Raw genomic sequence first — 17,463 nt, 5'->3', positions numbered from 1 at the left:
ATTGTCTTATGGTTGATCCAATTAAAGGAAGTGGTTTTGCCTTGAATGCCCAGCATAAGGACGATGTCCTTTTGGTAGAAGGATATGGAACCGGCTACTTTAAGATGCGAAGCAATCGTGCTGAAGGCCATATGATCATATTGGCATCGGGGTTTTTCCCGTTAGAAGCCTTAACGATGGCCGATATCACTGAAAATCATGTCGAGAAAATACTCTCTGCTGACATTAAACCTGATCTGGTTCTTATTGGGACAGGTGAGAAGATGATCCCTTTGCCTCGTTCTTTAAGAGCTCTCTTTGAAAAGAATGGCATCGGCGTAGAATTTATGGACACGGGCGCGGCTTGTCGCACCTATAACGTACTGACGTTAGAAAATCGACGGGTGGCCGCACTGTTAATGTCTCTCTAGACCTAGATTACTCAACTCATCTTATGAGGGCCACGCTTTGTCGTGGCCTTATTCATTTTATCGCATCGGTGCATCAATTGACCGCGAGTTACTTTATGGAAGTAAAAAATTTGTTATTTTTTCAACATCAGGAATACAATAATAACCTGAAGTAAAAAAAACCGAGAAATATTGGCCCGACTGTCGGTAGCGAGACCGAGAAATAAAAATAGTGAAGTGGGAAAGAAGATGAAGACAATTTTTAAATCTAAACTGAAGTCATCCATTGGTATTATTGGTGTCCTCGGCATGATGACTGCGGGCATTGGTGCTGCGACAGCAATGAATGCTTTTGACGACGAAAAAAACAGTGACAAAGAAGTGATTGTGGTTCGTGATGGATTAAAAGTTGTAGACATTAAGCCCCATGTAAAGATGCGCATTAAAGTTCTGAGTGATGACAAGGGTGAAATTTATATTGATGAAGACGGCAATGAACGATCAAATGCTTTCTTCATTCAACGTCAAATGAAAATGGATCCTAAAGAACGCGCTAAAGCTAAAGCGCAGATCAAAGAAAAATTGAGTGAGATTGAACAGCGCTTAGAGAAGCTGGAAAAGAAAGATAAAAAAAGCAGTTTCGAATATGAGGCACTGGAAATGGCTAGAGATGCACTCAAAGAATCGTTAAAGGATAAGCATTTCTTCTATGGGCATACCAACAGCTTCACAAGCAGTAATCATAGCGGTAAATTTAACAAAGTGATTAAAGAGAGTATTGAACATGCTCTCAAAGAAGTAAAAAATCGCAAAGCAGAAATCATCATTATGCAAGAGCATCTGGGTGATGAGCTTACTGAAGGCTTAGAAGAAATGGAAAAAGCCTTCCGTGAAATGGAAAAAGAGTTCGAAGAAAAGAATTTGAAGGGCACCATCGCTAAATCAGTACAGCGAAGCCTTCTTCAGGCAGAAAAACAAAAAATGCGCGCTCTTGAACGAGCAGAGAAACATATACAGCGTGAAATGCAACGCCTTGAAAGACGCTTGGAAGAGCTTGAAAGGCAAGAGCAAGAGCTTGCCTCTAAGAAACGTCTTCAAGAAAAAAAGAATTCTGATGCGAAGACTGAAAAGTCTAAGAAAAAAACTGGAACAACCAGCATTTAATCAGATCGTATCCCATTCTTATCAGGCTCTATCTAAACAAAGGTAGAGCCTTTTTTCTATTTAAGTTTCTAGTTTAAGCGGTCTCTAATCAATCGCAGGCATTACCGCCGGCGCTAAGATTTAAATGTGAGATTTGTCCTAAATAAAACCTCTGACTGGCATATCAAAAGAAATCTAGGGGAAGGGTCTTCAGTCAGTATAGGTGTACACACACATCCTCTGTCTCTGTTTCTGTCTCTGTCTCTGTCTTTCCCATTTCTGAATTTCTAGTTTCCTCATAAAATTAGCCCCCGCACAAAGAAGGCGAGGGCTAATGAAGTTCATAGAGTTGGTCAGAAATCTAGACTGATTAATGCGCTATTTCTTGGGGCGACAATTTAAATTTGCGTCGCCTGATATGCATATATCCCATCATAGCAAGGGCAGACAATATTAGTCCGACGGTGCCTGGTTCTGGAATTGGGGCGACAATTTGAATGATCGCTGTATCCGTACTTGTCAGAGAAATATCTCCTGGCAAGAAAACTGTTGTTCCATCATCTAGGGTAATGGTTACACCGTCCCCTGATTGACCCGTATAGACGACTTCAAGAGTTACCTCGAAACTGCCATCTGTTGGAAAGAGTGTTCCTTCACCAGTTAAGACCACGAGTGTATCGCCTGTGCCAATTTCTTCGCCGTCTAGAAGCCATACCAATTCGATTGTATCTGTGTCCGTTAGGCTACAAACTGAAACACCTTGAAAAGTTGAGCCGCAGCCATCAAGTGTAAAATCTTCACCGAGGAGAACTGGGGCATAAGGATCCCCTGCATCAGCATTGATTGTTGGATCTGGAGTTGGCTCTGGCTCTGGCTCTGGCTCCGGTGTTGGATCAGGGTCTGGCGTTGGATCAGGCTCTTCTGTAACAGGTTCTTCTTCCTGATCACCTTGGGACCCGATATCAGTTACGCCCTCGTCGGTCGAGCCAGTATCGGTTTCTGTATCCGTTTCTGTGTCTGCCCCATCTGTCGCATCTTCAGACGTATCGATGTCTTCTTCAGCTGCACCGAGATCAGCTGTATCCCCGCCGCCTTGTGCCGCATTATTCGATTCTTCAGTAGGAAGACCGCTGCCATTGTCTTCAAAAGATTCTGCTGGGTCGATGACAAGGACAGTTTGGTCAGATTCAGAGGGACCTGCCGCTGTTTCAATGCGATCCAGAATTTGCTGAATTGTATCTGTGAGCTGTTCGACAAATTCAGGTGCTTGTTCAGGATAAATAATTACAGAGGTAACATAGGTTCCCGCAGCACCCATTGCCCGGAAGTCAATGCGGAGAGTCCCATTTTGAACTTCGGCGCGTGTTACAATCATCTGACCTGAGCCACCCCCACGTCGGCCTTGCTCAGAAGAGTCAATCTCAAGATTGATGTTTTCGCGATCTTCAATGCGAGCTGGTCCGTCTGTCGCCAAGCTCATGACAGGGGCTAGGCGTTCTGTCGCTCTGGTGTCAATTAAATTTAGTTTTGCTCCATTTTGCTGGATCGAAACACCAAAAGGATATTGTATTTCTTCTTGCTGTGGCATACGCCCTGTCAGAATAACAACGCGGTAAAGACCGTCATCAAGCCCGGTCGCAACGAACATATCCATATTCTTAATGCCATCATTCAGAATAGTTGCGCCATTGTTGCGACGATCAAGGCTGCGCATTGCATTTCCTTGCACCATGTCACTATTGGGCGAGACCCGAATGAAATCATCATAGGCATTTTTGGTTTGTGGACCAAAGTCCCAACCAATCGCTCCATCTTTAAGTTTGAAGTTTTCATCAAGAATAACCGGTGCCATAAAGGCTGACCAATAACTGCGGGCGCCTGCCTCAATCACAAGGTTAATAGCGTCTGATATTGTCGCAGAGTCATATTGGCTTGCACGAGATTCAATCGCAGAAAGTAGGTCATCAATACGGCGTTTTGTGCGAGCTTCGTCGCCTAAAGATTTATTAATATACGCCTGAACAGCTTGGAAACCCCATTCATCTGCCGAGAGTGCGCCAAGGGCTGCTTCTTGCAAAGTAACTTCTGGATATGGCTTGATGCTATCCTCAGTCGGATTGCGAATGAGTTCGGCACTTTTAGTCCCGGTTAGATAAAAAGCTTTATTGCTAGTCTTGTCCGCTTCTTCAGCTTGAAAGGATGGACGAATGATGCGCAATCTGCGGATTCCAGGAATTTCTGGATCTGGTTCAACTTGCATAACATAGGTTGCTGGAGGCGGCACAATGTCTGAGGGGCGTGGCAACTTAGAAAGTTGCTCCAGATCTGGCATGCCAGATCTTTTGTACATCCCAAAGGATAGATAAGCGCCAGATATAGCTAACCCTATGATTAACAACAATGAAATTGGTTTTTTTGCGATTGACATCTTAAACACCATACAAACTAGTTCTAATTCTGCCTTACTATAGGCCATTTACGCTTAGATTCCTACAAGAATCATGCCACTGCTCCCATCAAAAGCAGATTGCTAAGATATCAACCTTGCTTAATGAAAATTATATGGTAGATATCAGCGCATTGTGAACCCACACTTGAAATGATAAATCTAGTATTGAAATGATAAATTATGCCTTCAAATAGTCCGTTCGATGATCTTAAAAACCTGCTGTCGCAACTGCCAGATCAGGATCATAGCAGTGTAAAAATACTGCAGGATGATATGCAGGCATTGCCCATTGGAGGTGCGGGCGGCCGCATCAGAGATTTGCTGCTTTGGCTGGCAGGATGGCAAGGGAAAGCAAAGCCCTCTCTTGCAGAAAGTCATATCTGCCTGTTAGCCTCAAGTTACGAGGGCGGTATGGAAGCTGAAGGCATAAAGTTCTATATCGACTTTGCGAGTAAAGGTCAGTCTTTTGTGAATCAACTTTGCAAGACTCATGGGACGGGGCTTCGCGTGCTTGAAATGGCAGTGGAAATTCCTCACAAAGCCGCTGCATCCCCTGAGCCTGTCTGGACAGAAGCTGAGGTTATGGCGGCTGTGGCGTTTGGGATGGAAGCTTCTGCATCAGGCGGAGATCTCTTGGGGTTGGGAGAGTTAGCCTTTGGATCTGAACCCTATGCTATTGCCATCATTTGCCGTCTCTTAGGGCTCGAGTCTGGGCAGTTTGCAAAAGAAGAAGGTTTGAGGACGGCTGCTGGAAAAGCACAGCAGCTGTTGAATGGGTCTTCTGAAGAGGGCCCGCTTGAGCTCTTACGCTTATGGGGTGGCAGAGAGATGGCCGCCTCTGTTGGCGCCATCCTGGCAGCGCGTAGCCGTCAATTGCCTGTCATCCTTGATGGGTGGGCACCGTCCGTGGCTGCTCTTCTGCTATGGAAAATGGATCCGTCTTCAATCGATCATTGTCAGCTCGGTGCGCCGCTCAATGATGCCCATGCTCATGCTATGGGGAAAATCGGTCTTCTCCCGATTGTAAATATGCCTCATGACTGTGCCATGGGTGTTGGGGCTGGTTTTGCTATAAATATGTTGAATGATGCGGTCTCAATCTTGTCTCTTCCACTCTCCCGTTAGTCAAAGATTTCCTTTCTTGCATCCTTGAAAATAACTGCTAGAATATCAAGGGGTTAATGGGGTCGGCATGCCCATCTTCTCTTTAGATGGCTAGGCAATGAAGGGATTATTGCGTGATTAGGGTATTTCGTCACTATATTTCGCCTGTGAAATTGGCTCTCATGGGGGCGGATTTTATATTTTTGGCGGCCATAGCTTTCCTTGTGGTTCGGTTTGACTTCCCGCTTATGCAAAATGCATCGACTTTTGTTCTCGCTGACCTTCTTATTGAGTTGTTTTTTTCTTCACTGGTTGTTGCTGGTATGTTGGCTGTTGGCTGTTACGCCTCCGATAGTGTTCGAAGCTTCCGAAATTTCGTAATTAGGTTTGTTCTTGTACTCCTTGTGGCAACTTTAATGGTCGCAGGGTTCTTATTCTTCATTGATTATACTTCAATGGTTAGAAAAGAATTAGTCTATGTGAGTTTATCAAGTCTTGTGCTGGTGCCATTTTTACATTGGATGGTCATGGGACTTATTGTCAATGCCAGTTTGAAATTAAAGATTGTCATTATCGGAGACGATGCACAAGCCCTTGAAATTCAATCGGCAGCAAAAGAAGCCAAAGAGATTGGCGTTGAGGTTGTTGGCATTGTCTGCTTGTCACAGACAACCTTTGATCAACGATCAGAGAATGAAGCTGTTCATCTTTATTCAGAAATTGATGACTTTTCTGGTTTTGTCAGAGGGCTGGGGGCAGAGACGATCATTCCACTTGCTTCAGCACGTCAGAAAGAAAATATCTTGGCAGACCTGATCGCATGCAAAATGGATGGGATGACCATTCAAGATCTTACAAGTTTTTATGAGCAGGCATTTGGTTATGTGGATATTGACAGTTTAAAAGATGAGTGGATCATATTTGCTGATGGGTTTAAAGGCAGCAGTTTCTTTGAGTATTGGCTGAAGCGCTTGTCAGATATAACCGTCTCTTCTCTCATGCTTTTACTGGCAAGTCCGCTAATGATTATTGCCGCAATACTCGTAAAAGTCACAAGCAAAGGGCCGCTTTTTTACGTACAAGAGCGTGTTGGATACGGCGGAAAAAGCTTTGATTTGTTTAAGTTTAGAACGATGACAGTCACGGCCGAACAAGACGGGCCTCAGTGGGCACAAGAGAATGATCCGCGCGTGACGGCAGTCGGTGGATTTTTTAGGCGGACACGCATTGATGAACTGCCGCAAATCCTAAATGTCCTCAGAGGGGATATGTCATTTGTTGGTCCAAGGCCAGAGCGCCCTTTCTTCGTTGATCAATTTAATAAGTCGATCCCTTTTTACCAAGAAAGGCATTTTGTGAAGCCTGGCATTACAGGATGGGCTCAGTTGCGCTATCCCTATGGGGCTTCAGAGGAAGATGCTAAGCGCAAATTAGAATATGACCTCTATTATATCAAAAATTATTCAATTTTTTTGGATGTGTTGATAATCCTGCAGACGGTCAGAGTTATTCTCTTTCCAAGTGGTGTGCGGTAAACTTATGTATGATAAAGATAAAAGGAAAGCATATGATTGGATTTAAGCAGATTGCCTTGACGGGAATGATGACCCTGTCTACATCATTGACTCCTGTCTCTGCTGAGATCGCTTATTCTAACAGTCAGCTTTCAGCTCTATCACTTATGAGCTTGTCTACTATAACGCTTCAACAGGCCGATACCATTGAGGCGTCAATGGCGTTTGCAAATGAAGGCAACTATGCGGATGCTATTGCCATGCTGCGTCGTTTAGAAGCGACCAATTCAGAAAATATTGAATATTATATTTCTTCAGCAGAAGTGTTTCTAAAGGCGACCCGCGGCGACGAAGTGATTATCGCCATTAATAAGGCGCGACTTAAAGGGGCGAACTATGATCGTACAGCTCTCTTGTTTGCAAAAGGATATTTGATCCAACGGCAATATTCTAAAGTCTTGGAGATTATCGAAGAGGCAAATTTGTTAGAAGCAGAACTCTATGAAGCAACGCTTGTGAAAGCTGACGCGTCATTGAATTTGCGCAACAGAGATCAGGCAGAATTGTTGTTCCGACAAGCTGTTCGAATGAAGCCTGATGAATATGAGGCCTATTTGGGCTTGTCGACGATGGCTCTACAAGTGCGTCAGATGGCAGATGCAGAAAGTTATGCTGTTCTTGCCCTTACGAAGGCGCCAGATGAAACGATGGTTCAGTATAATTTAGGGTTAGTGCGTCGTTTCCGTGGCAAATTCATTGATGCGAAAGGAAATTTTGACAAAGCGATCGAGCTTTTTCCAGCAAATACACTCGCGCGATTAGAGCGCGCCTCCATTCTCATCAATCAGAATAAAACTCTTGAGGCAGAGCGTGACTTGGATATCGTCTATAGTTTATCCACAGACAATCAGATGGCATATTACCTTTCTGCGGTTATTGCTTCAAGAGCTGGTGATCTTCAAAAGGCTGATGATCTTCTCAGTAAAGCGGATGATTTAGTGAAGCGATATGTACCTGCAAGCTATGTTCGCGGCCTTGTTTCGTTTGAACTGGGTAATTATCCAGTAGCGGAAACTTATTTGCGGCTGGTTTTGAATGCAAAACCAAACCGTCATCAAGTACGCAAGACGCTCATCACAGCCCTTGTTAGACAGCAAAAGTTTAAATTAGCACAGAGATATCTCGCGCCGTATCTTAAGACAACCACTGGCGGAAAAGACCCTGTAGCGCTTAATTTGGCAGGCGTCGTTCAGTCTGGTCTAGGTAATTTTTCAATTGGGACACGATATTTTGAACGCGCTGTGGAAGCTGGAGGGGACGCAGTCAATACTGGCGGGCAAGATCCTATCGGGGCAATTGAGAGCAAGCTAGCGCTGGCTCAATATGCAGCAGGGAGAGTCGATCAAGCGATAACGGCATTGCAAAAGAGTTCTGCAACCGGCAGTGCAAGAGATCTTGCCCTTCTAGCTGCTGTCTATGTTAAAGAAAAACGGTTTGACGAAGCAAAAGATACAGCCTCAAAATTGATTGTTGATTTTCCTACGCGGGCTATTGGGCACAATATATTAGGAACGGTCTATCTTGCCCAGAAAGCCTATGATGCAGCGATTACTTCTTTTGAAGAGGCTGTTAGACGTAATCAAGGCTACACAGCGGCCAAAAGAAATATCGCGATTGCGCTGAGTGCAAAGGAAGACTATGGCTCTGCAGAAACAATCTTACGCGAAATCGAAGCTGCTGATCCTAGCGATTACCGAGCAATGGCTTTGTTGGCACGGGCTTTAAAAGAGCAGGGGAGGTGGAAAGAGGCTGTTAAATTTTATCGAAGTGCACAGCGCGGCATTAAAAATTCAGGGGCAATGATGGCTGATTATGCATATTGTCTTTTGAAAGCTGGGAATAACGAAGAAGCTGCTCAAGTAGCTAGTCGAAATGCACGGAAATTTAATAATGATCCTGATGCGCTAATTGTCTTCTCTGATGTTCTACTAGAGACTGGAGGGTCCTATATGGCGACCCAGCTTTTAGCGCGGGTTGTTTCATTTCGTCCAGCAGATATCCAGTCTCAGTTACTCTATGGCAGAGCCCTGATGCGGGCGAAACTGTATGCAGGGGCCAGAAGCAGCTATGCACGTGTACAGTCCATGGCAAAAGCGCAGAATCTGACTGTTAAGAGTTTGCCTTGGTATCAAGCTGAGTTAGAAGTTAAAGCAGGGCGTGTGGATCGTGCTGAATTGTTACTACCCCTCTTAAAGGATGATAGTAGACCTGCCGAGGTCTCTGGTGCCATTAAGGGCGAGATTTATTTACGCTTGTTAAAATTTGGAGATGCAGAGTTAGAGCTAGAGCGGATCTATGCAGCTGAATCGTCTAGTCGTGAAGCTTTGGAGCAATTGGTAGAGGCAAAATTAGCCTTGAAGAAAGATATAGATGCCGCTCGCCTGTTAGAAGAATGGCTTGAGGATGCGCCTCTCGATTTAGCAATTAGAACTAAACTTGCCTCTCTTTACAAAAGGCAAGGACAGATAAAGCGTGCGATTAACACCTATCGTTCAATTTTCAATCTAGGTATCGTTGATGCTGATATTTCCGCTCGATTAGGGCGCTTATTGATTGAAACTAATGATATTGAAGCCACAGCAATGGTGGATTATGCCTATAAGATGAAGCCAACAGATCCTTATGTAATTACAACAGCCGGGCTCCTTGAACTAAAAACAAAGAGAAAGCCAGAGCTTGCGGTAGATTATTTCCAACAGGCCATTAGCCGTGCGCCAGGAATTGCAGAAAATCATTACTTTTTGGGGCTGGCTTATAAAAGGTTAAGTTTGCGGGCAAAAGCTCTTGAGGCCTTTAAAGCTGCGGTTAAGCTTTCCGAAGACTTTCCTGACTTTAACGACGCGAAAAGACAGATTGAGATCTTGGAATAGGTATGAAAATTCTCCTTTTTTCCACATTATTTCCAAACGCGGCTAATCCGTCACTCGGAGTTTTTGTTGAAAATCGAATGCAGCATTTGCGCAAAGACTGCGACGTAAAGGTTAAAGTCATTGCTCCTGTGCCCTGGTTTCCTTTTAGGTCTAAAGTTTTTGGCGTCTACGGCCAGTACGCAAGGGCTCCTAAATATGAAGTAAGAAAGGGTGTAGAAATTTGGCACCCTCGCTATATTACGGTCCCAAAAGTAGGAATGCGCATAACCCCAACGACCCTTTATCATGCAGGTCTTAGGGCTGCGAAGAAAATGATTGCAGAAGGCTTTGATTTTGACGTCATTGACGCGCATTACCTCTTTCCAGATGGCATAGCAGCAGCGAAAATCGCCAAGGAACTTGGAAAACCCTTTACGATGACTGCTCGTGGCAGTGATGTGACTGAGATCGGGTTGATGGATCCTTACAGAGATTGGATAAAGGATGCCTGCGCTGCAGCTGGAAGAGTGATGACCGTCAGTGAAAGTCTACGTCAGGACTTAGTTGACATGACCGGTGAAAATCAAAAGATCTCAACGCTCAGAAACGGTGTCGACCTAACGGTTTTTTATCCCTTAGATTACAAAACTTCCCGGAAAGCCATCCTTAAGGAAATTGGTGTTGACCCCTCATTTAATGGCAAGCTCATCGTGTCTGTCGGGTGGCTCATCCCTAGAAAGAGGCATGACCTTTGTATTGAGCTGATGGCCCGTGTGGATAAAGCACATCTACTAATTATTGGTGTTGGCCCTGAAGAAACGGCCCTAAAGCTTCTGGTTGAAAGCCTAGGACTGGAGGGCCGAGTTCATTTTATCGGACGTGTTGATCATGAGAGATTAAAAGTCTATCACTCTGGAGTAGATTTACTCATGCTGATGTCTGAAAGGGAAGGCTGGCCAAATGTTCTACTTGAGGCTATGGCCTGCGGGACACCTGTGCTAGCTCGGGCAGTGGGTGGTGTCGAAGAGTTCGTGAATGTACCAGAAGCAGGCCTTTCTGTTCAAACCAAGACCATGGAAGATATTGCACAGCGCTATAGCCAACTGATGGCGGCCTACCCAAAAAGAGAAGATGTGCGGCGCTATGCTGAGTCCTATTCTTGGGAGGAGACATCGAAAGCGCAGTGGCGTATATTTTCTGAGCTTACGCCCAATCGAGATGATGAAAAGGATGACCGGAAATGTTAGAAACTTTATTCTTTCTTATCTGTAGCCTATTGATTTTATACACAGTTTTTTATGCTCTTATGAAAGATGAAGGGCAGGGGGAATGGTGGGAAAATTATAAAGAGCCACTTTCTGATGAGGATGAGATAGATCCTTGAGGCCTTGTCTTTTCAATTAGCAAAATGAAATTTATTCCTCATAATTTGTGTCATTTTGCAAAAAAATGGAAAGCTCAAGAAAAAGAATGGTCTGACAACAAGAAAAAAAATGCTCTTTCCTTTGATTTATGTAGAAAAATCAGTAGATTTCAAATAGGTATAGATATTGCAAACACTACTTTAGTGATGAACTATTTTAACATATCAAGGGCTTGTGCCTAAAAGAAGCAGGATATTGGCATTTGTAGGAGTGAACTGAATGCAACAAATGATGAAAATTATTGGTATGTCTCTCATAGTATTAGCCCTCTCCGGGTGTAGCTATTTTAAGAGAGCCCCTCTGCTTCCTTCGGCACCTTTTGTCAAAGTTGATGAAGGCCCTGGGCCAGAATATCGTGTTGGTCCTTTAGACAGGTTAGATATTTATGTCTGGCAGCAGCCCGAGTTAAGTAAGGAAATTATCGTTAGGCCGGATGGTAGGTTTAGTATGCCGCTTGTGCCTGATATCCCTGCTGCCGGCAAAACGTCCACAGAAATTGCTGTCTATATCGAGGAAAAACTATCTGAAATTCTTCAGACACCAATTGTAAGCGTCATGGTCGCAGATTTCACGGGCCCCTTTGCTCAGCAGGTTCGTGTTGTAGGAGAGGCATCTGAGCCTAAGGCTATTGCATACCGTGCGAATATGACCCTTTTGGATCTCATGATTGAAGTGGGAGGATTGACAGAGTTTGCTGCCGGTGATCGCGCCACATTGGTGCGCTATGAAAACGGTGAAATGAAGGAATATCGCATTAAGATCAGCTCTCTTTTGAAGGACGGCGATGTTGATGCAAATGTTGTGATTTTGCCTGGGGATGTGTTGATTATCCCTGAAAGTATCTTCTAGAGGCGCAAGCTTTTGAAGCGGATCATATGATCCAAGGTTTGAATGGTCATAATTTCGCCAGAGAATGGTGTCAGAGTTTGGTGCCCTTTAGAATAGAGTGGCTATAAAGCGGCCTTAGAAACGGGCAAAGACAAAAGAGATCATGTCTGCTACACTGGGCATGATCTCAAAGTAAAGATGATGAGTAACGAAAAGTTACATGAAGACAGGAGCTTATCATGGCGGGACAATTAGGACTGCATGAACTTTTTCAGCAGATACGGTCAATTGCCTATGGTATTTGGCGGAAGCGCTGGTACATGCTGATCACTACTTGGGTCGTGTGTGTTCTGGGGTGGGGCCTAACAATGACCATGCCTTATAATTATACAGGAAAAGGTACGCTCTTTGTTCATCAGAATTTGTTGAAAGATTTTTTTAAAGTTTTTAACAAAAATAACACCAGTAAAAATATTGATATGATCCGTAGCCTCATGTTGGATGAGAAAAACCTTCAATTTATTATACGTGGTAGTGTTCTCTCAGAGCATTTAGTGACAGATGATCAATTGCGAGAAGCTGTGAATGATATGAAGAGTGATATCTCTATTCTTCAGCGACCAAATAATATGTTTCTTATAGAGTATGAAACTGATGATGAGCGCCTTTCAGAAACGCAGCGTCGAGAGTTAACAACATTTGTGGTCAATCAGCTGATGAATAATCTCTCTGAACGCGCGCAATCTGCATCAGAGTCAGATACAGTTGAAGATACCATTGACTTCCTTGATAGGGAGATTAATCAGCTTAAGAAAAAGGTAGCTTTAGCTGAGAATGAGCAAAGTAAGTTTCAGGCTGTGAATGCCTCTATTTTAGCAGGACAAAATCTTGACAAATTAGAAAAGGCTCGAAATGACTTTAAACGTGCAGAGCGTGAAGTGCGTGAGTTGAATAGTAAGATTAAGAATATTCAAGACCAATTGAAAATCACCCCGAAATTTCTCTATGTGTATAAAGATCAAGTTTCAGGTGATGGGAAGACTCAAATTCAGCGGATTGAAGAACGGCTAGAAGAGCTTCAGAAGAAGATGGATGAGGCCAGAACAAAAGGGCTAAAGGATAAGCACCCTTCTATCATCTTTTTCACGCGACAAATTGATTTAGTGAAGGCTGAATTGAAAACTGAAAACGAACAACGAAACAGCCGGATCGCGGAAGTAAAGAAAACAAACGAAGAAAATGAATATGTAAGAGTGGACCCAAATGGGACCTATGGGGACCTCGGGCTTAAGATTACAGATTTTAGAGAGCTGCTCGTTACGGCTGAAGAAAATTATAATGAATCTAAAACCGATATTGAGCGTTATGATGAATATGTCAAAGTAGAACCGAGCGTCCAAGCTTCCTTTAATGAGAAGCGCCAAGTGGCGCGAAATTACAGAGACCAGCTTGAAGAAATGCTTGAAAAGCGCAGGGATGCAGAAACGATAGAGAAAGTGTCTGGTGCATCAATAAATACCCGCGTAGTAACACCTGGTTTTACACCGAGCTCGCCGTCAGGGCCTCCGCGCCTTATTTTTATGACGTTAACGCTCGTTGGGGGTATTATGGTAGGAATTGGCGTGGCGCTTATTCTGTCACAGATTAGACCTGTTGTTTTGTCTGTTGAACAATTAAGGGATCACTTTGATTTGCCGGTCATCGGTAATGTTACAGTGATGCTTGATGAAAAGGCCATGTCAAAAAGACGAAAAGAAATGTTGTTGTTTGCGGGATTAGGATCAGCGCTCTTTGCGATGTATGTTCTGCTCTTGGCAATGGATTCATTACTGGGATAATAGATGGCTAACCGGTCTATGGTATGGAGCAAATAAATGGACCTCATTGAACGGGCTGCTAAAGAGGCTAAAGAAAAGGCCTTAGCAAAAGCAAAAGAAAAAGCCCAGTTGGAAGCGGAAAGGCTTGCAAAAGGGGGGGGAGAAACCGATCAGGACAAAGGTCTCGATCGGTTTAAGGCTATTGGCAAAAAAAAGGCCAAGAAGTCATCATCCTCTGATACTTCTGAAGATGTCGTTGAGACGGTGAAACGGTCTCTTAACGATCCGGTTGAATCTGCTCTGACGAAGGGGATCCGGGGACTAGGTAAGAAATCAAAATCAAACAAAGAAACGTCTGTCGATAGCGTTGGTGTGAAGTCAAAAGTTTCGGGTCTTTCTAAAAAGAAACCGAAAACTAAGAAGGACGATCCAGATGATGTAATTGAGCGGCTATCTGCCCATAAGACCAAAGCACGATCTAGAAAGCCGGATCCGACAGACTTGTCAGCCTCAATGCTCAAGCCGAATGTTGCGCAGACTAAGGCGCCTGCTGTCAAGCCAAAAGCCAGGCCATCTGCAGGTAAGGTCTCGGAAATTGACCTAACGCTCCTCCGTGAACGCGGCTTCATTACACCAGATATGCCCACTAATTTAATGAGTGAAGAATTCCGTATTATCAAACGAACTCTTTTGTTGAATGCTTTTGGTACAGAAGATCAAAAGATAGAAAACGGCAATGTTCTCATGGTGACCAGTTCTAACCCGAACGAAGGGAAGACATTCTGTTCCATTAATCTGGCATTGTCGATTGCGACGGAACAAGACACGACAGTCCTGTTGATAGATGCAGACTTTAATAAACCAGAAATTCTTAATCGTTTGGGCATGCGCGGCGGTAAAGGTTTTATGGATGTTGTAGCTGATGAAAGCCTTAATGTTGGCGATTGTTTGCTACGTACCAATGTGGACAATCTGGTGATTATGCCTGCGGGGCGACAGCATAACAGAACCACAGAGCTTCTGGCGTCTGAGCGCATGAAAAATATTGTTGAAGAGCTATCGACGCGCTATCCGGATCGATTGATTATTTTCGATGCACCGCCGTCCTTGGCAAGTTCTGTACCGTCTGTGATGAGCATGTATGTGGGGCAAACTGTTTATGTAATTGCTGCTGAAGAAACCAGCGAAATCATGATCAAGGAAGGCTTGACATTGATTAATAAATGTAAAGATATCAATCTCTTGCTTAATAAAACCAGAATGGGAAGCAGCAATAAGAAGTTTGCTACTTACTATGGATATGGACGACGATAGTTAGTGAGCTTTATGGCAGCTATGTCACAATCAGATAAGGGGATCTTAGTCAAAGTCAGCGGATTTTTGCTGGCTTTTGTTATTCTTTTGTCACGTCCAATCGCAGCTCAATCTATCATAGAGATCGATGTCAGAGGGGAGTGGAAGGCAACATATTCTGACAATTTAAATCTTGCAATTGATGGGGAAACGAAAGAGGGCGGGATTGTCTTGAATGCTTCTCCAGGGTTTGACGTCAGACTAAAATTTGCAAAAACAGAGTTCGCTATAGACTATTGGATGGATTATTTTTATTTCCTAGATGATAAATCAACGGATATCCGGCATAATCTTTTTGGTACTTTTGATACCTATCTTTTTGACCGAAAGTTAAATATTTCTGCAAGAGCAGGCATTCAACAAGAATTTATTGATCGTCAGGGTGGATATTCAAATTCGGATGCGAACCGGTCAAATAACAGAAGAACGATTCAAAATTATAATACTTCTGCTCAATGGCGATCGCGGGTTTTTGATCTTGCTAACTTAGAAATGGGCTATCGTTTTGGTCAGGTCTATAGTCCTGCAGACGATTTGGATGATGAGACACTGACTGTTAATTTTTCTGACACAATCTCTCATAATTTGACAGGGACACTTTCTTCGGGAAAGCGGTTTCATAATTTTGAATGGAAAGTATCTGGCAATTATCAGCGTGTAGAAAAAAGCCTGATCGAGGAAGATTTTTCGGAATGGCGGTATGCGGCTGAAGGTGAGTTTAAGCCAAACCGGTTCATTTCTTTTGATTTCGGATATGGTATAAGAGGGAATAATGCACAAACTGATAAGCTTGATCTTGATAATCGGTTTTGGAGCTATGGTGTCTCTCTAAAACCTGGACCAAAATTGAATTTATCCTTTAACAGAGAGGATCTTGGCTCACGTAACTATGATACACTCTCTGTTTATTATCAGATTACATCGCGCGTGAACTTTAGATTGACCCATAGCGTTGATTTTACGTCCAATGCTTTAGGCCTTGCGGATCGATTGCAACAAACTAATTTTGAACAAGAATTTGGTATTGATGATGGTACTGGGCTACCTGTTGATGATTCAGATATTTCCTTTTCGCTCTCAGATATCGATTATGAGCAATATATCTGGAATGGAACATTGACTTGGAACAAAAAACGTGATTCTTTCTACTTTACAGGTAATAGAGAAAGACGAGTGTTTGATGCAGACATTCCGAACTCTTGGTCTTGGGGGGGCAGTGCTGGTTGGGAGAGGCAGATAAATAGGTTGACCACGATTTCAGCAACTGTAAGCTATAGGAAGAATTTCATAGACGGTGGTAACCGTATTGATGAGTATAAAACAGGGGCGGTAGATTGGCAGAAGACATTGTCTAAGTATTTTAAGGCAGCTTTATCATATGCTTATACGAGGCGGTCCTCTACAGATCCTACAGGGAATTTGTCAGAGAATGCGATTACCTTCTACCTCCGCGGAACATTTTAGACAGTAAGGCAGAGACTTTATCTAATGTATGAAGACTTTTATAATTTAAGCGGCCGTCCTTTTCAGCTAACCCCTGATCCTAGATTTTATTATTCTTCTAGGTCACATAAGAAAGCCATGGCTTATTTGACCTATGGGCTCTCTCAAGGGGAAGGTTTTATAATTGTTACAGGTGATATTGGTACAGGAAAAACCACCCTTGTTCGTCACCTTTTCGACACTCTTGATCGGAATGAATTTGTAGCGGCTTTGATTGTGTCAACTCAGTTGAGCGCTGACGATCTTCTCCGTACGGTGGCTGCAGCTTATGGGCTTGATACACAGGCCGAGGAAAAAGGCGAGCTGATTACTAGGTTGGAGCGTTTCTTACGGGAGCAGAATAGCCTTGGGAAACGTGTCTTACTCGTGGTTGATGAGGCGCAAAATTTATCCAGTGCGGCTTTAGAAGAAATGCGGATGATTTCTAACTTTCAGTCTGGGGAAGATGCTCTGTTACAAAGCTTCTTAGTAGGGCAGCCAGAGTTTAGAACGCGTATCTTTAATGCGCCAGAGTTAGAACAGCTGCGCCAGCGCGTGATTGCAACTCATCATATTGATCCCATGGAGCCGGAAGAGGTTGCGGATTATATTGAACACAGATTAAGTCTCGTTGGTTGGGATGGTGATCCAGAATTCGATATCGAGGCTGTTGCAGAAATTTATGATTATACGCAAGGTGTTCCGCGTATTTTGAATACACTGATGTCTCGAATATTACTTTATGGTTCGCTTGAGGAAGTTCATGAAATAACAGGTGATGTTGTTCGGAAAGTCATTTCAGAAATGGCAGAAAACCAAGGAGCAAAGGGGCGAGTTCAGTCTCAGCAATCGGGACCAACGTTGACAGCTAAAGACGACATGGCACCCCTTTCTCAAATGGAACAAGAGAGAGACACTGCCAAGGAAGAGGCTGATCATTTACGAAGCAAGGTCAATAACCTTGAGGAATATATTAAGTCTCAAGAAGATTCGCTTAAGAAATTGACTGAAATGGTCTCTAAGCTATCTGATAAGGACTAATTCTTGAATG

At 43.6% G+C, this 17,463-nt stretch carries 13 protein-coding genes; 12 read left to right on the top strand and 1 reads right to left on the bottom strand.

What is annotated here, in order from left to right:
• Window positions 1-8: 8 nt before the first annotated feature.
• Window positions 9-410, top strand: coding sequence for an Mth938-like domain-containing protein (locus QGN29_RS13775; protein WP_310798452.1), 402 nt, complete (start codon window positions 9-11; stop codon window positions 408-410).
• 228 nt (window positions 411-638) lie between these two features.
• A complete protein-coding gene (locus QGN29_RS13770) occupies window positions 639-1,553 on the top strand; it encodes a hypothetical protein (RefSeq protein WP_310798451.1) in 915 nt (304 codons plus the stop codon).
• Window positions 1,554-1,902: 349 nt separating this feature from the next.
• On the opposite strand, the gene QGN29_RS13765 is transcribed toward QGN29_RS13770, so the two are convergent.
• Window positions 1,903-3,960 (bottom strand): PEP-CTERM sorting domain-containing protein, encoded by a 2,058-nt coding sequence (locus QGN29_RS13765; RefSeq protein WP_310798450.1) that lies wholly within the window; start codon window positions 3,958-3,960, stop codon window positions 1,903-1,905.
• Window positions 3,961-4,161: 201 nt separating this feature from the next.
• On the opposite strand from QGN29_RS13765, the gene QGN29_RS13760 reads away from it, so the two are divergent.
• The 10 genes from QGN29_RS13760 (at window position 4,162) to QGN29_RS13715 (ending at window position 17,453) form a co-directional block, all read left to right on the top strand.
• Window positions 4,162-5,106, top strand: coding sequence for a nicotinate-nucleotide--dimethylbenzimidazole phosphoribosyltransferase (locus QGN29_RS13760; RefSeq protein WP_310798449.1), 945 nt, complete (start codon window positions 4,162-4,164; stop codon window positions 5,104-5,106).
• A gap of 113 nt (window positions 5,107-5,219) precedes the next feature.
• A complete protein-coding gene (locus tag QGN29_RS13755) occupies window positions 5,220-6,620 on the top strand; it encodes a TIGR03013 family XrtA/PEP-CTERM system glycosyltransferase (protein WP_310798448.1) in 1,401 nt (466 codons plus the stop codon).
• Window positions 6,621-6,652: 32 nt separating this feature from the next.
• On the top strand, window positions 6,653-9,529 hold the full coding sequence (locus QGN29_RS13750) for a tetratricopeptide repeat protein (protein WP_310798447.1): 2,877 nt from the start codon (window positions 6,653-6,655) through the stop codon (window positions 9,527-9,529).
• Window positions 9,530-9,531: 2 nt separating this feature from the next.
• Window positions 9,532-10,755 carry a glycosyltransferase gene (locus tag QGN29_RS13745; RefSeq protein WP_310798446.1) on the top strand — a complete coding sequence of 408 codons (1,224 nt, stop codon included), beginning with the start codon at window positions 9,532-9,534 and terminating at the stop codon, window positions 10,753-10,755.
• Window positions 10,749-10,892 carry a hypothetical protein gene (locus QGN29_RS13740; protein ID WP_310798445.1) on the top strand — a complete coding sequence of 48 codons (144 nt, stop codon included), beginning with the start codon at window positions 10,749-10,751 and terminating at the stop codon, window positions 10,890-10,892. The genes QGN29_RS13745 and QGN29_RS13740 overlap by 7 nt, the downstream gene beginning before the upstream one ends.
• 259 nt (window positions 10,893-11,151) lie before the next feature.
• The gene (locus QGN29_RS13735) at window positions 11,152-11,781 is read left to right on the top strand and encodes an XrtA/PEP-CTERM system exopolysaccharide export protein (RefSeq protein ID WP_310798444.1); all 630 of its coding nucleotides are present in this window, start codon (window positions 11,152-11,154) and stop codon (window positions 11,779-11,781) included.
• A gap of 218 nt (window positions 11,782-11,999) precedes the next feature.
• Window positions 12,000-13,598 (top strand): hypothetical protein, encoded by a 1,599-nt coding sequence (locus QGN29_RS13730; protein ID WP_310798443.1) that lies wholly within the window; start codon window positions 12,000-12,002, stop codon window positions 13,596-13,598.
• A gap of 36 nt (window positions 13,599-13,634) precedes the next feature.
• Window positions 13,635-14,891: an XrtA-associated tyrosine autokinase gene (locus QGN29_RS13725; protein ID WP_310798441.1), complete on the top strand. Its 1,257-nt coding sequence runs from the start codon at window positions 13,635-13,637 to the stop codon at window positions 14,889-14,891.
• A gap of 12 nt (window positions 14,892-14,903) precedes the next feature.
• Window positions 14,904-16,394, top strand: coding sequence for a porin family protein (locus tag QGN29_RS13720; RefSeq protein ID WP_310798440.1), 1,491 nt, complete (start codon window positions 14,904-14,906; stop codon window positions 16,392-16,394).
• A 24-nt stretch (window positions 16,395-16,418) separates the two neighbouring features.
• Window positions 16,419-17,453 carry an XrtA/PEP-CTERM system-associated ATPase gene (locus QGN29_RS13715; RefSeq protein ID WP_310798439.1) on the top strand — a complete coding sequence of 345 codons (1,035 nt, stop codon included), beginning with the start codon at window positions 16,419-16,421 and terminating at the stop codon, window positions 17,451-17,453.
• Window positions 17,454-17,463 lie beyond the last annotated feature (10 nt).

This window comes from Temperatibacter marinus (assembly GCF_031598375.1).
GTDB classification, from domain to species: Bacteria; Pseudomonadota; Alphaproteobacteria; order Sphingomonadales; family Kordiimonadaceae; genus Temperatibacter; species Temperatibacter marinus.
Note: the sequence above shows the minus strand (reverse complement) of the source record. Positions and strands in the feature narration are given on the sequence as shown.